Annotated in this window: 18 protein-coding genes; 7 read left to right on the plus strand and 11 right to left on the minus strand. The window is 70.1% G+C overall.

Annotation, left to right across the window (positions count from 1 at the left end; translation table 11 throughout):
* Window positions 1–2: 2 nt before the first annotated feature.
* Complete coding sequence (locus tag WJ12_RS26775) at window positions 3–1,088, minus strand: LLM class flavin-dependent oxidoreductase (protein ID WP_049032552.1); 1,086 nt, start codon at window positions 1,086–1,088, stop codon at window positions 3–5.
* 214 nt (window positions 1,089–1,302) lie between these two features.
* On the opposite strand from WJ12_RS26775, the gene WJ12_RS26780 reads away from it, so the two are divergent.
* Window positions 1,303–2,637 carry an acyl-CoA dehydrogenase family protein gene (locus tag WJ12_RS26780; RefSeq protein ID WP_034191517.1) on the plus strand — a complete coding sequence of 445 codons (1,335 nt, stop codon included), beginning with the start codon at window positions 1,303–1,305 and terminating at the stop codon, window positions 2,635–2,637.
* Window positions 2,638–2,698: 61 nt separating this feature from the next.
* On the opposite strand, the gene WJ12_RS26785 is transcribed toward WJ12_RS26780, so the two are convergent.
* On the minus strand, window positions 2,699–3,673 hold the full coding sequence (locus WJ12_RS26785; protein WP_197423852.1) for a LysR family transcriptional regulator: 975 nt from the start codon (window positions 3,671–3,673) through the stop codon (window positions 2,699–2,701).
* 17 nt (window positions 3,674–3,690) lie between these two features.
* Between WJ12_RS26785 and WJ12_RS26790 the strand changes: the two genes are divergently transcribed.
* Window positions 3,691–4,257, plus strand: coding sequence for a cysteine dioxygenase family protein (locus tag WJ12_RS26790; RefSeq protein WP_034191515.1), 567 nt, complete (start codon window positions 3,691–3,693; stop codon window positions 4,255–4,257).
* 100 nt (window positions 4,258–4,357) lie between these two features.
* Window positions 4,358–5,983, plus strand: coding sequence for a rhodanese-related sulfurtransferase (locus WJ12_RS26795; RefSeq protein WP_059556466.1), 1,626 nt, complete (start codon window positions 4,358–4,360; stop codon window positions 5,981–5,983).
* 43 nt (window positions 5,984–6,026) lie between these two features.
* Here the strand turns inward: WJ12_RS26795 and WJ12_RS26800 are convergent, their stop codons facing one another.
* Entirely contained in the window at window positions 6,027–7,169 is a 1,143-nt protein-coding gene (locus WJ12_RS26800) for a glycerophosphodiester phosphodiesterase (protein WP_059556467.1), read from the minus strand.
* Window positions 7,170–7,543: 374 nt separating this feature from the next.
* Here WJ12_RS26800 and WJ12_RS26805 point away from each other — a divergent pair, with 374 nt between their 5' ends.
* Both WJ12_RS26805 and WJ12_RS26810 read left to right on the plus strand, forming a co-directional pair.
* The gene (locus WJ12_RS26805; protein ID WP_059556468.1) at window positions 7,544–8,608 is read left to right on the plus strand and encodes a phytoene/squalene synthase family protein; all 1,065 of its coding nucleotides are present in this window, start codon (window positions 7,544–7,546) and stop codon (window positions 8,606–8,608) included.
* A gap of 478 nt (window positions 8,609–9,086) precedes the next feature.
* Entirely contained in the window at window positions 9,087–10,304 is a 1,218-nt protein-coding gene (locus WJ12_RS26810) for a porin (protein ID WP_049034896.1), read from the plus strand.
* A gap of 89 nt (window positions 10,305–10,393) precedes the next feature.
* Here WJ12_RS26810 and WJ12_RS26815 read toward each other — a convergent pair whose 3' ends face one another.
* The 8 genes from WJ12_RS26815 to pdxR form a co-directional block, all read right to left on the minus strand.
* Entirely contained in the window at window positions 10,394–11,884 is a 1,491-nt protein-coding gene (locus tag WJ12_RS26815; RefSeq protein ID WP_059556469.1) for an efflux transporter outer membrane subunit, read from the minus strand.
* A gap of 10 nt (window positions 11,885–11,894) precedes the next feature.
* On the minus strand, window positions 11,895–13,049 hold the full coding sequence (locus tag WJ12_RS26820; protein WP_059556470.1) for an ABC transporter permease: 1,155 nt from the start codon (window positions 13,047–13,049) through the stop codon (window positions 11,895–11,897).
* Window positions 13,046–13,993, minus strand: coding sequence for an ABC transporter ATP-binding protein (locus tag WJ12_RS26825; protein ID WP_034191508.1), 948 nt, complete (start codon window positions 13,991–13,993; stop codon window positions 13,046–13,048). The genes WJ12_RS26820 and WJ12_RS26825 overlap by 4 nt, the downstream gene beginning before the upstream one ends.
* Window positions 13,990–14,955: an HlyD family secretion protein gene (locus WJ12_RS26830; protein ID WP_156444723.1), complete on the minus strand. Its 966-nt coding sequence runs from the start codon at window positions 14,953–14,955 to the stop codon at window positions 13,990–13,992. The genes WJ12_RS26825 and WJ12_RS26830 overlap by 4 nt, the downstream gene beginning before the upstream one ends.
* Entirely contained in the window at window positions 14,952–15,650 is a 699-nt protein-coding gene (locus tag WJ12_RS26835; RefSeq protein ID WP_034191506.1) for a TetR/AcrR family transcriptional regulator, read from the minus strand. The genes WJ12_RS26830 and WJ12_RS26835 overlap by 4 nt, the downstream gene beginning before the upstream one ends.
* Before the next feature lie 211 nt (window positions 15,651–15,861).
* Window positions 15,862–16,281 (minus strand): cupin domain-containing protein, encoded by a 420-nt coding sequence (locus WJ12_RS26840; RefSeq protein ID WP_059556471.1) that lies wholly within the window; start codon window positions 16,279–16,281, stop codon window positions 15,862–15,864.
* A 10-nt stretch (window positions 16,282–16,291) separates the two neighbouring features.
* The gene (locus WJ12_RS26845) at window positions 16,292–16,729 is read right to left on the minus strand and encodes a carboxymuconolactone decarboxylase family protein (protein ID WP_049032701.1); all 438 of its coding nucleotides are present in this window, start codon (window positions 16,727–16,729) and stop codon (window positions 16,292–16,294) included.
* A 95-nt stretch (window positions 16,730–16,824) separates the two neighbouring features.
* A complete protein-coding gene (gene pdxR, locus WJ12_RS26850; RefSeq protein ID WP_059556472.1) occupies window positions 16,825–18,309 on the minus strand; it encodes a MocR-like pyridoxine biosynthesis transcription factor PdxR in 1,485 nt (494 codons plus the stop codon).
* Between the two features lie 164 nt (window positions 18,310–18,473).
* Here pdxR and WJ12_RS26855 point away from each other — a divergent pair, with 164 nt between their 5' ends.
* The gene (locus tag WJ12_RS26855) at window positions 18,474–19,391 is read left to right on the plus strand and encodes a LysR family transcriptional regulator (RefSeq protein ID WP_059556473.1); all 918 of its coding nucleotides are present in this window, start codon (window positions 18,474–18,476) and stop codon (window positions 19,389–19,391) included.
* Window positions 19,392–19,512: 121 nt separating this feature from the next.
* Window positions 19,513–20,262, plus strand: a complete 750-nt coding sequence (locus WJ12_RS26860; RefSeq protein ID WP_059556704.1) for an SDR family oxidoreductase — start codon at window positions 19,513–19,515, stop codon at window positions 20,260–20,262.
* Window positions 20,263–20,284: the final 22 nt, after the last annotated feature.

Here is a 20,284-nt window from a genome sequence, read left to right on the forward strand (position 1 = left end):
GCTCAGGCGGCGCGACGTGCGGCGTCGCGGGCGGCGACGGCGCCGCGCACGCGCGGAATCAGTTCGCGGCCGTAGTCGATCGCGTCTTCCAGCGGGTCGAAGCCGCGGATCAGGAAGGTCGTCACGCCGAGGTCGTAGTAGTCGAGCAGCGCATCGGCGACCTGCTCGGGTGTGCCGACGAGCGCCGTCGAGTTCGAGCGCGCGCCGGTGAGCTTCGCGATCTCGGTCCACAGCCGCTTGTCGACGCGCGAGCCGCGATCGGCCGCGGCAAGCAGGCGGCGCGCGCCTTCACTCTGCTGCGGGCCGCCGGCGCCGAGGCCGGCCGCTTCGCGCAGGCGGCGCGTTTCGTCGAGGATGCGGTGCGCGCGCGCCCACGCTTCGTCTTCGGTCGCGGCGAGGATCGGGCGGAACGACACCGAGAAGCGCACCTGCCGGCCGTGCTTCGCGGCTTCGGCGCGCACGCGGGTGGTCAGGTCGCGCACCTGGTCGAGCGACTCGCCCCACAGCGCATAGACGTCCGCGTGCTTGCCGGCCACCGCGAGCGCGGCTTCCGACGCGCCGCCGAAGTAGATCGGCACATGCGGCTGCTGGAACGGCTTCACTTCCGAAAAACCCTGCGTGAACCGGTAGTGCGCGCCGTCGTGATCGAACGGCTGCGCTTCGGTCCAGATCCGCCGCAGGATGCCGAGGTATTCGTCGGTGCGTGCATAACGCGCGTCATGGTCGAGGAAATCGCCGTCGCGCTGCTGCTCGCTGTCCGAGCCGCCGGAGATGAAGTGCACGGCGAGCCGGCCGCGGCTGAACTGGTCGAGCGTCGCGATCTGCCGCGCGGCGAGCGTCGGCGCGGTGAAGCCCGGACGATGCGCGAGCATGAAGTGGATGCGCTCGGTCGCGGCCGCGGCGAACGCGATCGTCAGCGTCGCCGACGGGCCGGTCGAATGATGCGGCACGAGGATCCGGTCGAAGCCGGCCGTTTCGTGGGCGCGCGCGAAGTCGCGCACGTAGTCGGGATCGACCACGGGGCCGGACGCCGGGTGGATTTCCGACTGCTTCTGGCTCTGGATCATGCCGATGAATTCGACGCTCATCTGGGTCTCCGGTGCGGGGATGTCCCGGCGCACGGCCGGGCAGGAATGGAGCGCAGGTTAACGCCGGGATCATGCGGAACGGAAATAATCAATCCCGATTTGAATATCAGATTTGCATGGTTTGGGCCGGATTGCGTTACGCATACGCTGTGGGCTCGTGAATGATCGGGCGCGCGTTGGCGCCGTGTTTGCACTCCCCAGGGAATCCGTCTCGATGTCCGCCAGCCTTGCCGCTTCCTCGCCGTCCCCGCAGCCTGCGCTGCGTCTCCTGCCTGCCGACCCGGCCGACGATGCGAACGACGCACGCGTCGCCGCGCTGCTCGACCGCCTCGCGCCCGACCTGGCCGCCGATGCGGCCCGCAACGACGCCGACGGCCGTTTTCCGCACGAGAACTTCGCGCGGCTGCATCGCGCGGGGCTGATCGCGCAGGTCGTGCCGCGCGAGCATGGCGGCGCCGGTGCAACGCTCGCGCGGGCGAGCCGGATCGTGGCCGCCGTCGCGCGGGCCGATCCGGCGACCGCGCTGGTGCTGACGATGACCTATCTGCAGCATCGCGCGCTCGGCCGCGCCGACAACCGCTGGCCGGCCCCGGTGCGGCGCGCGGTGTTCGACAGCGCGGTTGCGCACGGCGCGCTGATCAACGCGCTGCGCGTCGAGCCGGCGCTCGGATCGCCGTCGCGCGGCGGGCTGCCGGCCACCATCGCGCGCCGCGACGGCGACGGCTGGCGGCTGTCCGGCCACAAGCTCTACAGCACCGGCATTCCGGCACTGCGCTGGCTGGCCGTGTGGGCGCGCACCGACGAACGGGAGCCGCGCGTCGGCGTGTTCCTCGTGCCGCGCGACCGTGACGCCGATGGCGAGCGCATCCGCGTGATCGAAAGCTGGAACCACCTCGGCTTGCGCGCATCGGGCAGCCACGAAGTCGTCTTCGACGACGTGCGGCTGCCGGCCGATCACGCGGTCGACGTGCGTGCACCGGGAGAGTGGGCCGTGTCGGCCGCGACCCATGCGGATGCCGACGCGCAGGCCGACCAGCAGGCGTGGATGGTCGTGCTGCTCGGCAGCCTGTACGACGCGGTCGCGCGGGCGTCGCGCGACTGGCTGGTCGAATTCGCGACGACGCGTGCGCCGAGCGGGCTCGGTGCGCCGCTCGCGACGTTGCCGCGCGTGCAGGAAGCGGTCGGCGAAATCGAGGGCTGGCTGCACACGAACCGCGTGCTGCTCGACGATCTCGTCGCGCGCACCGATGCGGGCAATGCGCCGTCGGTCACGACGAGCGGCCTCGTCAAGCGAACCGTGACCGAGCACGCGATCCGCACGGTCGAGCAGGCGTTGAAGCTGTCGGGCAATCATGGGCTGAGCCGCGCCAATCCGCTCGAACGCCACTATCGCGACGTGCTGTGCAGCCGCGTGCATACGCCGCAGGACGACGCGATCGCGGTGGCGGCGGGGCGGGCAGCGCTCGACGCGGCGAGCGCGAGCGACACGACGGCCGGGGCGGGCGCAGCGCCACGCGACGACGCCGAACGCGGTCGACCCGATGCGTGAGCGCGGCAGGGTTGCCGCGCAGGGAAGCCGGGCGGCGCGCAGCAGGCGCCGCCCCGTCCGGTCAAGCCGCCTTGCCGTGCGACTGCTCGGGCACCGCGAACGCCGTGCGCGCGTGCGCGGCAACGGCCGCGAGCGGCGCGTCGAAGCGGACCGCATCGTGCCGGCGCAGCAGCCACAGATCGATCTGCGGCTTGAAATCGGCGAGCGGCACGATGTCGAGCGCGTCGCGCAACGGGCTGCCTTCGACGAGCGGCAGCGGCATCAGCCCGATACCGAAGCCGTTCGCGACGCTCTGCAGTTGCAGGTCGCGGCCGTAGGCGTCGAGCGTGACCGGCATCGGCAGGCCCTGCGCGTCGAGCGCGCGCCGCAGCCCCGCGCGAAAGCCGCAGCCGTCGGGATTGAGCACCCAGCCGCGCGCGTGGCAATCGGCGAGCCGGTAGCTGCGGCGCGGCCAGTCGCCCTTGCGGCCGACCGCGACGAGCCGCGTGGCGAGCAGCCGTTCGCCCTCGACGTGCGCCGGCAGCACCATCTCGCGTGCGAGGAACACGAGCGCCGCGTCGAGTTCGCGGCGCGCGACGCGCTCGACAAGCGCGCCGCCCCAGGCCGTCGCGACCTGGGTCGCGAGCGCCGGCCACTGCGCGGTGAGTTCGGCGATCAGGGCGGGCAGCATCAGTTCGCCGAGTCCCTGCGTGAGTCCGAGTCGGAATTCGCCGGCGGGCGGCTGCTCGCCGGCCGTCAGCTCGCGCAGCGCATCGACCTCGCGCAGGATCGCGCGACACTGCTCGAAGACCCGCCGGCCGATGTCGGTCGGGCGCGGCGGCTTCGTGTTGCGGTCGAGCAGGGTCACGCCGAGCGCTTCCTCGAGATTCTGGACGCGCCGCGTGATCGCGGGCTGCGTCATCCCGAGCTCGGCCGCGGCCTGGCTCAGGGTCTGGCAGCGGACGACCGCTGCAAAAGCATCGATATCGCTAATTTTCATGTTTGTTCTGCATGGTCTTTCGGGTGCATCATGACGATCCATCATATTCGGCATCATATTCGAGGAGACGGCCGATGAGTACGCTTTCGTTGCAGCAGACGCCGCTGCGTCCGTTCGTCGACGGTCTGGGCACGCTGCTCGCGTCCGGCGCGAACGAGGCGCGCATTCTCGACGAGGGCGGCGCGCTGCTCGCCGCCCTCGTCGAACACGACGACTGGTTGCCCGACGCGTTCGCGCAGCCCGATCCCGAGCGCTATCGGCAATACCTGCTGCATCTCGACCCGGACGAGCGGTTCTCGGTCGTCAGCTTCGTGTGGGGGCCCGGCCAGACGACGCCGATCCACAACCACACGGTGTGGGGGCTGATCGGGATGCTGCGCGGCGGCGAGTTCTCGCAGCCTTACCGGTTCGACGCGGCAGGCAAGCCGGTGCCGGCCGGCGACGCCGTGCGGCTGGCGCCGGGCGAGGTCGAAGCCGTGTCGCCGCGCATCGGCGACGTGCATCGCGTGACCAACGCGTTCGCCGATCGCGTGTCGATCAGCATCCACGTGTACGGCGCGAACATCGGCAAGGTCGAGCGTGCCGTGTTCCTGGACGACGGCACCGTGAAGCCTTTCGTGTCGGGCTATTCGAATGCCTGACGCGGAGCCCGTCGGCGCGGCCCGTTGCGGGCATGCGCCGGCAGCACCCGGATCGACCCGTTTCGCTTTTTTCACCGACTTCAACGTTTTCAGAGACATCGTGACGCAATCCGCCGATTCCCTTTCCCGTTTTCCCGTCGCGTCGTACCAGGAGGTGCGCGCGCGGCTGCTGGCCCGCGACGAGCTCGCGCTGATCGACGTACGCGAGGAAGATCCGTACGCGCAGGGCCATCCGCTGTGGGCCGCCAATTTTCCGCTGTCGAAACTCGAACTCGACGCGTGGACGCGGATTCCGCGCCGCGACACGCCGATCGTCGTGTTCGGCGAAGCGGGCGGCGAGGATCTCGCGCCGCGCGCGGCCGAGAAGCTCGCGCAGCTCGGCTACACCGACGTGCGGTTGTTCGACGGCGGTCTCGCCGGCTGGCTGGCCGCGGGCGGCGAACTGTTCATCGACGTGAACGTGCCGAGCAAGTCGTTCGGCGAATGGGTCGAAGCCGAGCGTCATACGCCGTCGCTTTCGGCGCAGGAGGTGCAGGCGCTGATCGATGCGAAGGCCGACGTCGTGATCGTCGACGCGCGCCGGTTCGACGAATACCAGACGATGACCATTCCGACGTCGACGAGCGTGCCGGGCGCGGAGCTCGTGCTGCGCGTGCGCGCGCTCGCGCCGGATCCGGCGACGCAGGTGATCGTCAACTGCGCGGGCCGCACGCGCAGCATCATCGGCACGCAGTCGCTCGTCAACGCGGGGCTGCCGAATCCGGTCGCGGCACTGCGCAACGGCACGATCGGCTGGACGCTGGCCGGCCAGACGCTCGAGCATGGCGCGGCGCGCCGCTTTCCGGACGAGATCGACGCGACGCAGCGCGCGCAAGCGCGCCAGGCCGCCCGGGCGGTGGCCGAACGCGCCGGCGTGCCGCGGATCGCGCTGGCCGACGTCGCGGCGCTCGACGAGCCGGGCCGCACGCTGTACCGCTTCGACGTGCGCACGCCGGAGGAATACGAGGCCGGCCACCTGCCGGGCTTCCTGAGCACGCCGGGCGGCCAGCTCGTGCAGGAGACCGATCATCACGCGGCCGTGCGCGGCGCGCGGATCGTGCTCGCCGACGACGACGGCGTGCGCGCGGACATGACCGCGTCGTGGCTCGCGCAGATGGGCTGGGACGTGCGCGTCGTGGAACCGGCCGGCGCGGCGGCGTTCGGCGAGCGCGGCCAGCCGCCGCGCGACGTGCCGGCGACGCCGCCCGCGACCGAGGTGTCGCCCGCGACGCTCGCGGGCTGGCTGAAGGAAGCGGCGCCCGGCGAACTCGCGATCGTCGACGTGACGGCCAGCGCGAATTACGTGAAGCGCCATGTTCCGGGCGCGTGGTTCGCCGTGCGTGCGCAGTTGCGTGACGCGCTTGCCGCGATCCCGCCGGCGAAGCGCTATGTGTTCACGTGCGGATCGAGCCTGCTGGCGCGGTTCGCGGCGGACGATGCGCGCGCGCTGCTGCCGGCGTCGGCCGGCATCTCGGTGCTGACCGGCGGCACGGCCGCGTGGATCGACGCCGGACTGCCGCTCGAAAGCGGCGAGACGCGTCTCGCGTCGCCGCGCGTTGACCGCTACCGGCGCCCGTACGAAGGCACCGACAATGCGGCCGCCGCGATGCAGGCGTATCTCGACTGGGAATACGGGCTGGTCGACCAGTTGAAGCGGGACGGCACGCACCACTTCAACGTGATCTGACCGATACGGTGCGACCGGGCGCGCCGCGCCCGGTTCGCGCGTGTCAGCGCTTGAACGTATCGACGGCCGTGCGGCCGACGGCCGGATCGTCGGTGAAGAAGCCGTCGATACCCGCGCGCAGGTACGCCTGGATCTCGCGCACCGAGCCCGCCGTGTTGCGCGTGGCCGGCGTGCCGCCATCCTTCAGCGACGCGGGCAGGAAGTTGTTCTCCGGGCGGAACGTGTACGGATGCACGACGAGGCCGGCCTCGTGCGCGTCGCGCACGTACGGTGTCGGCTGCTGCAGCGTGCCGTCCGCGGCGACCGCGATGATCGACGTCTTGTACGGCCCCACGCCGTTCGCATAGGTCGCGATCTCGCGCATGCCGTCGCGCGTCGACAGGTCGCCGTAGGTGCGCTTGTCGTTCGCCTTCACGAAGTCGTACGGGCGCTGGCCGGCTTCGTCCATCAGCTGCACGAGCTTCCAGTTCGGCTGGGTCGACTTGATCCGGTTGCGGATCGTCTTCAGGTTCGCGACCTCGAACGACTGGATGTAGACGGTCGCCGTGCGCGACGTGTAGGTATCCTTCAGCAGCGCGTCGACGAGACGGTCCTCGAGCGGCAGATTGATCGACTGGAAGTAGGTGGGATGCTTGGTTTCCGGATACAGGTGGATCGTGCGGCCGGTCTGCGCGGACATCTGCTTCGCGAGCGCGACGATCTCGTCGAACGTCGGGATTTCGAACTGGTCGTTGTACGCGGTGTTCGCGGGGCGCACCTGCGGAATGCGCTCGCGTGCGCGCAGCGTCTTCAGTTCGGCGAGCGTGAAATCCTCGGTGAACCAGCCGGTCAGCTGCGCGCCGTCGATCGTCTTGGTCGCCTTGCGGCTCGCGAACTGCGGCAGCGCGGACACGTTCGTCGTGCCCGAGATCTCGTTCTCGTGGCGCGCGACGAGCACGCCGTCGCGCGTCGACACGAGGTCGGGCTCGATCACGTCCGCGCCGTCCTCGATCGCCTTGCGGTACGACGCCAGCGTGTGTTCGGGGCGCAGCGCGCTCGCGCCGCGATGGCCGACCACCTGGACCTTCGCGGAAATCGGCTGGGCGGGATCGCGCGTCAGATCGTCGCCGCCGCACGCGGCGAGCAGGAACGCGGCGGCACAGGCGAACGGGACGTAGCGCGGAGAGGTCGGGCGCTTGAAGAGCATGTCGATGAACCTTCGAAACGGGAGTCGGAAAAGGGGCGGTCGGTCCGTCGGCGCGGCAGGGGGCCGTGCCGCACGGGATCGAACGGTGCGCGATCGTCGCACCGAATAATTACATATGTATTACTTTGACCTTTCCATTCTGCTTTTTCAGGTCGCGATGCGCGTGGCGGGAGCGTCGACGATGGCCTGGCGGGCGCCGCGATCCGGCCGCCGCCGGCGGCCCGCGCGCCGGATGCACTAAACTTGCGGGAATTTTGCATCGCCGCGCCGGGGCGGACGCCCGCCTGACGCGACGATGCGGCGACTCGCGGCCGGCGCGGGCGCCCGGCGCCCGTGGGCGTCCGGGGCCCGCGCCGGCCGATTTTCCCCGACCCATGACGACTCGAACCGATTCCGCCTTCCTGCTCGGCGACCTGCTGAAGAACGTTTCCCGCTCCTTCTACCTGACGCTGCGCGTGCTGCCCGACGGCATGCGCGACCCGGTCGGCCTCGCGTACCTGCTCGCGCGCGCGGCCGACACAATCGCCGACACCGCGCTCGTCGCGCCCGATCGCCGTGCGGCGCTGCTGACCGGCCTGCGCGACGAGATCGAGCGCCTCGGCGACGGCGTGGCGCTGTCGCGCGCGCTCGAGGACGTGACGCGGATGCAGACCGATTCGCACGAGCATGTGCTGCTCGGCTCGATGGCGCCGATGCTCGCGCTGTTGCGCGCGCAGCCGGATGCGGATCGCGCGTCGATCCGCAAGGTCGTCGCGACGCTCACGTCGGGGATGGAATTCGACCTGCGCACGTTCCCCGACGAGCAGTCGGGGCAGGTCGCGTCGCTGCCGACGCGCGACGCGCTCGACCGCTACACGTACCTCGTCGCCGGCTGCGTCGGCGAGTTCTGGACCGACATGACGGGCGCGCACACGCGCGCCGCGCGCGGCTGGGACCTGCCGGACATGCGCGGGAAGGGCATCCGGTTCGGCAAGGCGCTGCAGATGACCAACATCCTGCGCGATTGCGCGAAGGACCTGCGCATCGGCCGCTGCTATCTGCCGGACGACGTGCTGGGCGCGCACGGGCTCGGCGTGGCCGACCTGATGCAACCGGACGCGTCGGCGCGCGCGCGCGGCGTGCTGGTCGACCTGTTGCGCGTGACGCTCGACCAGTATCGCGACGCCTGCCGGTACACACTCGCGATCCCGCGCCGTTTCGTGCGGCTGCGGCTCGCGTGCCTGTGGCCGATCATGATCGGCCTCGAAACGCTCGAGCTGCTGGCCGGCCACGATGCCTGGCTCGATCCGGCCAAGCCGGCCAAGGTGCCGAGAAAGCGCATCTACCGGATCATGGCGTCGTCGCTCGCGCTGGTCGGCTCGAACGCGGCGATCCGGGCGCGCACGACCGCGCTGGCGGACGCGGTGGCCGTGCGGCTCGCCGGCCCGGCATCACGCTGACACGCGCCGGCGCGGCGCGCCGGCATCCCCTTCGGCCCGCGTTCGCCGGGCCCGCCCTGTCCGATTTTCCCCACACGAACTGAAACGTTTTCATGATTTCGTTTCGCGAAACATGGGTGTCATGAACGTCAGCGATCCTGCGCGGCGGCGTGAATCGCGGCGTCAGCTGCGATCGCGCATTTGTAAGATGATTTTTTTGCCGAAGGCGTCTGACAACATCGGACGGTCGTGTTGCACCAGTAAAAATGTAAAGCTAGGGTTTTCACCGGGAAATGCCGGAAAGGCCCACCGCGTAAGCGTTTTCAGGTGTTATGTAACCGCTTGGTGAACCCGCGCGTTGCGTCGATCATACGATGACCGACTGCACATGTTGGGAAACGATTGGTAATCCGTCAGAATCGCGTCGGCATGTACTCGCACATGTGTCAGTCATAAAACCACACCAGAAAAGAAATCATTCTTTGAGGACGGAGAATCAATGAAAAAGCGCGTCGCTTTCGCCATGACGGCAGTGGGCCTTGCAGCCGCTACCGCCGCCCACGCCCAGAGCAGCGTGACCCTGTACGGTATCGTCGACAACGGTATCGCTTGGCAGAACAACTCGTCGAGCACCGGCGCGGTCTCGGGTGGTCACTCGAAGGTGCAAATGTCCACCGGCGTGTGGGCAGGCAGCCGCTTCGGCCTGAAGGGCAGCGAAGATCTCGGCGGCGGCACGAAGGCGATTTTCCAGTTGGAAGCCGGCGTCAACACGGCTAACGGCTCGTCGCAGTGGACCAACGGCATCTTCACGCGTCAGGCATGGGTCGGGATGACCAACGCCACGTACGGTACGCTGACGGCCGGCCGCCAGTACACCGCGTACTACACGCTGCTGTCGCCGTACAGCCCGACGACCTGGCTGACCGGCTATTACGGCGCGCACCCGGGCGATATCGATTCGCTGGATACCAGCTACCGCGCGAACAACTCGCTCGTCTACATGTCGCCGAAGTTCTACGGCTTCACGGTCGGCGGTTCGTACTCGTTCGGCGGCGTGGCAGGCGCGACGAACCGCGGCTCGACGTGGAGCGCGGCGATCCAGTACCTGAACGGCCCGGCAGGCATCGCGGTCGGCTACCAGAAGGTCAACAACGCGACGCTGGGTGGCGGCGCGTGGGGCGCGAACTCGACGGTCCAGAACGGCCTGACGGCAACGGGCGACGGCAACCAGCCGGCAGTCTCGTCGATCAACAACGGCTACGCGACCGCGCAATCGCAGCAACGTGTCGCCGTGACGGCGGGCTACCAGTTCACGCCGGCATGGGACATTTCGGCGTCGTACTCGAACGTCCAGTACACGCCGGGCGTCGGTTCGTCGTTCCGCAACACGGCGATCTTCAACACGGCTGGCGCCGTGCTGCACTGGAAGGCAGCGGCTCAGTGGGACTTCGCGGCGGGCTACTCGTACACGGCGGCAACGCAGTCGAACGGCATCACGAGCTCGGCCAAGTACCACCAGGTCACGCTGTCGCAGTACTACAGCCTGTCGAAGCGCACGGGCCTGTACGCGGTTGAGGCTTACCAGCACGCCAGCGGCAACACGCTGAGCAAGACTGGCGGCGTCCAGGTGGCCACGACGTCGATCGGCGACGGCGTGGGCGCAGGTTCGAAGCAGAACCAGATCGGCGTCGGCGTCGGCCTGATCCACCGCTTCTGATGTCGCGCGGCGCGCGAGCGCCGCTTGCGGCATGCGGTACGAAAAAACCGGCCTTCGGGCCGGTTTTTTCATGGGTGCTGCCGTCTCGTTCATTTCACCGTCTCGTCCGTCCAGTTCCCCGCCAGCGCCTGGAACAGCGCCGCCGTATCGGCCAGCCGGTCGGCCTGCGCGCGCGTGCGGTCGAGCGCCGTCTGCAGCGCCTGCCGCTGTGCATCGAGCAGCTCGAACGTGCCGATCCCGCCCGCCATGTAGCGGTCGCCGGCAATCGCATGGGTGGCGGCCGCTTCCCGTGCGGCCGTGTCCCGCGCCTGCAAGGCGGCCGCATCGTGTTCGACCGCGCGCATCGCGTCGGCCACCTGTTGAAGCGCCAGCAATACGGTTTCCCGATAACTCGCGAATGCCGCGTCGTAGGCCGCCTCCGCCGCGCGCTTTCTCGCGCGCAGTTCGCCGCCGTGGAAAAGCGGCTGCGTGAGACCGAGGCCGACATTCCATACATTGAGCCCGCCGACGATATCCGCGATGCGCGTGCGCTCCGAACCGATTCCCGCCGAAATCGAGAAACGCGGATACAGGTTCGCGGTGGCCACGCCGACGTTCGCGCTCGCCTGATGCAGCACGGCTTCCGCCGCGCGGATGTCGGGTCGTTCGCGGGCGAGCGTCGACGGCAGCGCGACGGGCAGCGCGCGCGGCAGCGCCAGCGCATCGAGCGCGAGTTCGGGCAGCACGGCATCCGATGGCGCCGCGCCGAGCAGGATCGCGAGCCGGTGGCCGGCCTGCCCGAGGCGGGCCGCGAGCGGCGGCAGCGACGCCTGCGTCTGCGCGAGCAGCGCGCGTTGCGCGTGCACGTCGGCTTGCGACACGCCGCCTGCCGCATAACGCGCTTCGACGATGCGCAACTGCCGCGCCTGCGCGTCGACGAGCTGCCGCGTGAGCGCGACCTGTTGCGCGAGCGAGGCGCGCAGGATCGCGGTGGCGACGACGTTGCCCGCAAGCGTCAGCCGTGCGGCGTCGAGCGTGTAGGCCTGATAGTCGACCTGCGCACGCAGTGCTTCGAGCGCGCGCCGGTTGCCGCCAAACACATCGAGCACGTACGACACGCTGACCGACGCGTCGTACAGCGTAAACGGCCCGGGGTTCGGCACGTTGGCCGGCAGCCCGAACGCGGTGGTATCGACTTGCTCGCGCGTGGCGGACAGGTTCGCGTCGACACGCGGCAGCATCGTCGCGCCGGCTTCGGCCGCATGGTTCTGCCGCGCTTCGTCGAGCCGCGCGCGGGCTTCGGCGAGCGTCGGACTGTTTTGCCACGCGGTGTCGACGAGCCGGTTCAACGGTTCGGAGCCGAACCGTGTCCACCAGCGCCGCGGCGTGTGGTCGGCCGACGAGAAAATCTGCGCGTCGCCGGCCGGGCCGCTGGCGGCGGCCGTCGTCGCGGGCAGCTCGCCGCGCGTGTACTGCCGCGCGGCCGGTGCGGCGGGCGGGCGGAAGTCCGGCCCGACCGCGCATCCGGCGACGAGCAGCGCCGCGGCGGCCAATGCGCAGCCGGCGGCAGTGCGGAAGGGGCGATGCGGGGCCGGTGTCATCGCATGCGGCCTAATCGAGCGTGCGCCGGTAGAAGCGCAGCGCGACGCCCATCACGACGACGGTGAACAGCGCGACCGGCCACACGGACGGCCACAGGTCGGCCCAGCCGTTGCCTTTCAGCAGGATGCCGCGCACGAGGCGGTTGAAGTAGGTGAGCGGCAGCAGGTTGCCGATGACCTGCGCCCACTTCGGCATGCCGGCGAACGGGAACATGAAACCCGACAGCAGGATGTTCGGCAGGAAGTAGAACACCGCGAGCTGCATCGCCTGCAACTGGTTCTGCGCGAGCGACGACAGCGTGATGCCGACCGTCAGGTTCGCGGCGATGAACAGCAGTGCCGACAGGTACAGCGCGAACACGCCGCCGACGAACGGCACGTCGAACACGAAGCGCGACGCGGCGACGATGATCGACACCTGGATCAGCCCGATCAGCACGTACGGGACGATCTTGCCCGTCATCACCTCGAGCGGCCGCACGGGCGTCGCGAGCAGGTTCTCCATCGTGCCGCGCTCGCGTTCGCGCGTGATCGCGAGACCCGTCATCATCACCATCGTCATCGTCAGGATCACGCCCATCAGGCCCGGCACGACGTTGTACTGCGTGATGCCTTCCGGGTTGTACAGCCGGTGCAGCACGACGTCGAACGCGGCCGGGCGGCCGTTCAGGTGCGCGAGCGGCCCCGTCAGGTCCTTGTTGGCGACCGGTTGCACGAGGCCCGGCAGCGCGCCGATCGCCGACGCCGTGGCGACGGGGTCGGTCGCGTCCGCCTCGACCAGCAGCGCCGGGCGCTCGCCGCGCAGCAGCCGCCGCGAGAAATCGGCCGGCACGCTCAGCACGAACTGCACGTCGCCGCGTGCGAGCGCACGGCGGCCGGCCGCCTCGTCGGGCAAGGTGTCGACGATGTCGAAGTACGCGGAATTGCGCATCGCGGCGATGAAGCTGCGCGCGAACGGGCTGCCGTCGGCGACGATCACGGCGGTCGGCAGGTGCTTCGGATCGGTGTTGATCGCGAAGCCGAACAGCGCGAGCTGGATGATCGGCACGCCGACGATCATCGCGAAGGTCACGCGATCGCGGCGCAGCTGCAGGAACTCCTTCAGCACGATGCTCCACCAGCGCGCGACCGAGAACGATTCACGCAGGCCCGCCCACGCGTTCATGGCGACACCCGGCCGGGCGGCGCGGATGCGCGGCCCATCATGTAGATGAACACGTCCTCGAGCCCGGTGTCGATCGGCACGACCTGCAGCGGCGTATCGCGGGCGACCTGTTCGAGCGTCGCGTCGAGCCGCGCGCGGTCGCGGCCGCTCACGTGCAGCGCCGAGCCGAACACGACCGTCTGGTCGACGCCCGGCATCGTGCGCAGCCGCGCGGACAATTCGGTCAGGTGCTCGCCGGCGATCGCGCGGGTCGCAAGCCCTTGCGATGCGACGATCTCGGCCGACGTGCCCTGCGCGAGCAGTTCGCCGTACGCGATGTACGCGAGCTTGTGGCAGCGCTCGGCCTCGTCCATGTAGTGCGTGCTGACGAGCACCGAGATCCCGCGCGCGGCGAGCCGGTGCAGCTCCTCCCAGAAATCGCGGCGCGCGGCCGGGTCGACGCCGGCGGTCGGCTCGTCGAGCAGCAGCAGCTCGGGCTCGTGCAGCATGCACGCGGCCAGCGCGAGGCGCTGCTTCCAGCCGCCCGACAGCGCGCCCGTGAGCTGGTCGGCGCGGCTCGCGAGGCCGAGCCCGTCGAGCGCGCGCGCGACGGCCGCCTTGCGGTCGCGCATCCCGTACACGCGGGCGACGAAGTCGAGGTTCTCGCGGATCGACAGGTCTTCCCAGTAGGAGAAGCGCTGCGTCATGTAGCCGACGCGCCGCTTGATCTGCGCGCTGTCGCGCACGATGTCGTAGCCGAGGCAGGTTCCGCTGCCCGCATCCGGCGTGAGCAATCCGCACATCATCCGGATCGACGTCGTCTTGCCGCTGCCGTTCGGTCCGAGAAAACCGAAGATCTCGCCGCGCGCGACGCGCAGCGACACGTCCTTCACGACGTGCTTGTCGCCGAACCGCTTGTTCAACCGGTCGACGTCGATCGCGTACGGGGCGGGCGGCGCGTTCATCGCACGCTCACGGCGACGGGCTGGCCCGGATGCAGCTTCGGCGCATCGGCGGCGGCGGGGCGCGCCTCGATCATGAACACGAGCTTGGTGCGGCTCTCGTTGCTGTAGATCACGGGCGGCGTGTATTCGGCCTCGCTCGACACATAGGTGATGCGCGCGGGCACGTCGGCCGCGCAGCCGTCGCAATGGATCGCGACCGTGTGCCCCGGCGCGAGCGAGGCGATGGCCGCTTCCGGCACGAAGAAGCGCACCTTCAGGTTCTGCGGCGGCAACATCTGCACGACCGGGTTGCCGGTCTGCACCCATTCGCCGACGCGGTACAGCGTGTCGTACACGCGTCCGGCGCCCGGCGCGGCAACGCGCTTCTGGTCGAGCTTCCATTGTGCTTCGGCCACGGCCGCCTGCGCGGCGTCGACCTGTGCGGCTTGCGCGGCGACCTGTTGCGCGCGGCCCGGCAGGCGCGCGACGTCGACCTGCTTTTGCAGCTCGCGCATCTGCGCGGCCGTCGTCTGCGCGGCCGTGCGCGAATCGTCGAGTTGCTGCTTCGACAGGCCGCCGGCCGCGTACTGGCGTTCGTCGCGCGCGAGTTGCGCGGCGGCCCGCGCAGCTTGTGCGCTGGCCTGCGCGAGCTGCGCCTGCGTGACGGCGATTTCCGGCGGACGCTTGCCGGTCTGCAGGTCGGCAAGCTGCGCGCGTGCGGCCTCGAGCTGATGCTGCGCCTGGCGCAGCGCGGCCGTTTCGCTGACGGCTTCGAGCGAGAACGCCGGCGTGCCGGCGGCGACGGCCTGACCCCGCTCGACCGCCAGTTGCGTGAGCGTGCCCGACTGCGACGACGACAGGTACACGAATTCGCCTTCGACATAACCCTGGTAGGTCGTGCCGCTACCCGTCGAGCGTTCGCAGCCGGCGAGCAGCGCGATCGCGGCGGCCAGCGCCGGCAGGCGCGAGCGGGGCGCGTTCACGACGGCCTCCGCGGCGACGGGCCGCGTGCGCGCGGCGCGGCCGCGGGCGGCTGCATGCCCGAGCCGAGCAGCGCGCGCACGTGCCGGTGCAACGTGTCGCGGTCGATCGGCGGCAGGCCGCGCGCGCTGTGCCACAGCTTCGCGGTGGCGAGCGGCAGCATCACGAGCGCGATGATCGAGTGGAACAGGAACGCCGGTTCGAGCGCCGGGTTCAGCGTGCCGGCCTGCTGCGCGGCGCGAATGCGTTCGGCGAAGCCGCCGATATGGTCGAGCGGGATGCGCCGGACCATCCGCTCGCGCAGCAACCCGCCTTCGTGGACGATCTCGCGCAGCCAGATCGACGGCAGCCACGGCATGCGGTGCGTGACGTCGAAGAAGCGGTCGACGAGTTCGGCGACGAGCGCGAACGGATCGTTCTCGATCCGCGGTTCGGTCGGCCGCCACACGAACGCGATGACCTGCGCGAGCCGCTCCTCGACGATCGCGTCGAGCAACTGTTCGCGGTTCGTGAAGTAGTAGTGGACCATCGCCGACGTGACGCCGGCGGCCGCCGCGATCTGCGCGACCGTCGTCGCGGCGATGCCGCGCTCGGCGAACAACGCGATCGCGACGTCGAGCATATGGCCGCGCAGGTCGAAATCGTCCACCGACGGGCGGCGCCCGCGCGGCCTGGCGACGGTGGCTTTCGCGTTCATGAAATCGACGCTAATTGATGAGTTAGTTAATTTCAAGGAAGGGTTTTCGCCGCCCTTGATCTCGATCAGGCGTGCGTCGAATCCGGCCACGGACGCGCGGGGCGCCACGTCGCGGCACGCAGTGCGCCGCCGGTGGCATGTAGGGAGCAGTTAACGGGGAAAAGGGCGAGCGGGCGCGCGCCAGCGGTAGCGCACGCGCCCCGCCAAGGGGTTACCGATCGATCGGCGACTTCAGCGGTTCGTGCTCGCCGGTCAGGCCGAACACGACGAGCTGCGCGGGCTCGGTCGCGCTTGCGTTGCGCGACACCGGGTGGCGCGAGCCGGGTGCCTCGTACCAGCCCTCGCCGGCGCGGTAGCGGCGCAGCGGGCCGTCGTTCACCTGCGACAGCACTTCGCCTTTCGACACGACGGCAAACACCGAGCCGAGGTGCCGGTGTGGGGCGGACGCCTGGCCGGGCGCATAGTCGACGGTCGCGACGACGACGCGCTTGCCGGGCGCTTCGGGCACGGCCTGCTGCATGATCGCATGAACGCTGTCGCCGGCATCGTGCGCGAAGGCGGCGGCCGGCAGCGCGGCGCCGAGCGCGAGCGCGGCGCCCAGAACGGTGCGATGGAGCGGGGAGCGGGTCATTGCCGGTTCCTTACTCGGGCATCTTGCGGAACGCGATCGCGAAGCGGTTCCACGTGTTGATCGTCGCGATCAGCATCGACAGGTCGAACAGTTCCTCGTCGGTGAAGTGCGGCTTGACGGCTTCCCAGACGGCGTCCGGCACGTGGTTGTCGGCCACCAGCGTCAGCGCCTCGGTCCATTCCAGCGCCGCGCGTTCGCGCTCGGTGAAGAACGGCGTTTCGCGCCACACGACGACGGTCGCGAGACGGCGGTCGGTTTCGCCGCCCTTGCGCGCGTCGGTCGTGTGCATGTCGACACAGAATGCACAGCCGTTGATCTGCGACGCGCGCAGGCGGACGAGTTCGGCGAGCGGCTTCTCGATCGAGCTCTTCGCGATGAAGTCCTCGGCGTTGCGCATCACCTTGATGGCGTTCGGGCTGGCGGTATAGAAGTTCAGGCGCGGTTGCATGGCAGGTCCTTTTCGGTGGGTGGCGCCGGGGCGGCGCGACAGGACCCACTTTACGAAACCGACTGGCCTGCTTGAATAGCCAATTTCGTGGAAATTCAGGTAACCAGTGATGGTCCGCCGGCCCCGCCCGCGCCGAGCAGCCCGGCCAGTTTCGCGAGCGCCGTGTCGATGCGCAGCGCGTCGATCCCGCCATAGCCGAACAGCAGCCCCGCGCGCACCGGCACGCCGACGTGAAACGCCGAGATTCCGTACAGGCCGATGTCCTGCGCACGCGCCGCGCGGACCAGTGCCGCTTCGTCGAGGCCCGGCTTCAGGTGCGCGGCGAGGTGGATGCCGGCGGTCGGCACGATCGCGTCGAACCACGGCGCGAGTTCGCCGCGCAGATGCGCGATCAGCATCTTGCGTCGCGCGTCGTAGTGCTTCTGCACGCGCTTCAGGTGCCGGGCGAAATCGCCTTCGAGCATGAAGCGCGCGAGCGCCGCCTGCGTCAGCGTGCAGGTGTGCCAGTCGACGATCTGCTTCGCCTTGGCCAGCGCGCCGCGCAGCGCGCGCGGCGGAATCGCGTAGCCGATCCGCAGTTCGGGAAAGATCGTCTTCGAGAACGTGCCGACGTACGCGACGAGGCCCGTGCGGTCGAGGCTCTTCAGCGATTCGACCGGCCGGCCCTCGAAGCGGAATTCGCCGTCGTAGTCGTCCTCGATGATCACCGCGCGGCGGCGCTGCGCCCATTCGAGCAGCGCGATGCGCCGTTCCAGCGTCATCGGCATCCCGAGCGGGAACTGGTGCGACGGCGTCACGTAGACGAGCCGGGCTTCGTCGGGCAGGCGGCCGGTGACGAGGCCGTGCGCGTCGACCGGTACGCCGATCACGGTCGCGCCGAGCGATGCGAACGCGGCGCGCGCGGGCGGATAACCGGGATCCTCGACCGCGACCACGTCGCCAGGCCGCACGACGACACGCGCGAGCAGGTCGAGCGCCTGTTGCGCGCCGTGCGTGACGAGCACGTCGTCCCAGCCGCACGCGACCGCGCGGCTGAACGCGACGTAGCGCGCGATCGCGCCGCGCAGCTGCGGGTCGCCGGCCGGGTCGTGATACTGGCCGCGGCCGCGCGCCTGCTGGCGCAGCGCGTGATGCAGGCAGCGCCGCCATGCGTCGAACGGGAACAGCGTCTTGTCGGTCACGCCGCCGCGGAAGTCGAAGCCCGGCGCATCCTGCGGCGCGGGCATCGCGAGCGCGTCGGGCAGGTCGTTCCACAGCGCGCGGGCGTCGACCGCATCGACACGCGGCGTGGCGTCGACGATCGACGGCGCCGGCATCGCCGCCGCGTGCGGCACGCGCGCGAGGCCGTCCGCGACGAACGTGCCGTCGCCCGCGCGCGTAGTCAGGTAGCCCTCGGCGACGAGGCGCTCGAACGCGTCGAGCGTCGTCTTGCGCGACACGCCGAGCTGTTTCGCGAGATCGCGCGTCGACGGCAGCCGCGCGCCGCCTTCGAGGCGCCCGTCGACGATCGCCGTGCGCAGCTGCCGGAAGATCTGCCCCGTCAGGTCGTGACGGCCTTCGATGCGGATCGCGATGTCCATCGCGGTGGTTACCTCGATCGTGACGATTCAATGCCGATCAGGATACCGGAAGTCGGCCGACGGATCGGCAGCGTGCCGGCGCGAGCGCCGCCCGCATCGCGCGATTGGACCGCAGGCCGCCGCTGCCTTACGATCCACGACACCCTTACCCCTGGAGCGACCTCATGCTGTCCGAAGACGAACTGGCGCTGCTCGACGCGATCCGTGCCACCGGCAGCCTGTCGCGAGCGGCCGCGCGGCTCGGCAAGGCGCCGTCGACGGTGTCGCACGCGGCGCGCCAGCTCGAAACGCGGTTCGACGCGCTGCTGTTCGACCGGCGCGGCTACCGGCTGCAGCTCACGCCGGCCGGACAGGTGCTGGCCGACGAGGCGGCACGGCTGGCGCTGGACGTCGCGCGGCTCACGCAGCGCGTCCGGCAGATCGCGAGCGGCTGGGAGGACCGGCTGTGGATCGTCAGCGACGAGGTGCTGGAGTTCGACACGCTGCTGCCGGTCGTCCGCGCGTTCGACGCGCTCGATTCCGGCGTGTCGCTGCGCTTCACGCACGAAGTGCTCGGCGGTACCTGGGAAGCGTTGCGCGACGGCCGCGCGGACCTGGTGGTCGGCGCGACCAACGAGCCGCCGGCGATTCCCGGCTTCAAATGGTTCGAGCTCGGCGCGATGGAATGGGTGTTCGCGGTGTCGCCGCGCCATCCGCTGGCCGCCGCGGGCGGCGTGCTGACGCGCGACGCGATCGGCGCACATCGCGCGGTCGTCGTCGCCGATTCGTCGCGGCGCGCGGCCGGCCGTGCGTACGGGCTGCTCGGCGGCCAGCCCGTGCTCGCGGTGCCGTCGATGCGCGCGAAGATCCTCGCGCAGCGCGACGCGCTCGGGATCGGCTGGGTGCCGCGCCGGCGTGTCACGTCGCTGCTTGCGCGCGGCGAACTGGTCGAGAAACAGACGGCCGATCCGCGCGAGCCGAACCTGCTTTACGTGGCGTGGCATGGCGAACGCGACGGCCGCGCGCTGCAATGGTGGCTCGAGCAACTGCGCGAGCCGCGCCTCGCGCAGCGGCTGCTCGACGGGATCGACGTCGTCGGCTGAAGCGGCCGCCCAAACATGTTCGATGTTTTCGAACATGTTCGTCGCGCCCGTCGTACGGCAAGGGCGCGCGCCGGGCGCATCCTGTGTTCACGGTCAACTCACCGGTTCACAGGAGAACATCATGCAACGCTTCGAAGGAAAAACGGTCCTCGTCACGGGCGGCAACAGCGGCATCGGCCTGGCGGCCGCCAAGGCATTCGCGGCCGAAGGCGCGCGGGTCATCATCACCGGGCGCGACGCCCAGACGCTGGAAGCCGCCCGGCAATCGCTCGGCGAAGGCGCGCTGGCGATCCGCAACGAGGCCGGCAGCGTCGCGTCGGCGCGCGCGCTGGCCGACGCGATCGCGACGGCGGGCGCCCGGCTCGACGCCGTGTTCATCAACGCGGGCGTCGCGAAGCTCGCGCCGTTCGCCGACAGCGACGAGGCCATGTGGGACCTCGTGTTCAACACCAACGTGAAGGGCGCGTATTTCCAGATCCAGTCGCTGGTGCCGCTGCTGAACCGCGGCGCGTCGATCGTGATCAACGGTTCGATCAACGCGCACATCGGGATGCCCGGCTCGTCGGTGTACGCGGCGAGCAAGGCGGCCGTCAATTCGTTCGCGAAGACGCTGTCGACGGAACTGTTGCCGCACGGCGTGCGCGTGAACGTCGTCAGCCCGGGACCGGTGCAGACGCCGCTGTACGGCAAGCTCGGGCTCGATGCGGCGACGCTCGACGAGACGGCCGACAAGATCAAGGGCCTCGTCCCGGTCGGTCGTTTCGGTACGCCGGAAGAAATCGCGTCGACGGTGCTGCACCTGAGCGCGGCGGAATCGGCGTTCATCGTCGGCGCGGAAATCATCGCGTCGGGCGGGATGGGCCTGCTCTGATCCGCGACACCGACGAAGGCCG

Source organism: Burkholderia seminalis (genome assembly GCF_001718535.1).
In the GTDB taxonomy this organism is placed as follows: domain Bacteria; phylum Pseudomonadota; class Gammaproteobacteria; order Burkholderiales; family Burkholderiaceae; genus Burkholderia; species Burkholderia seminalis.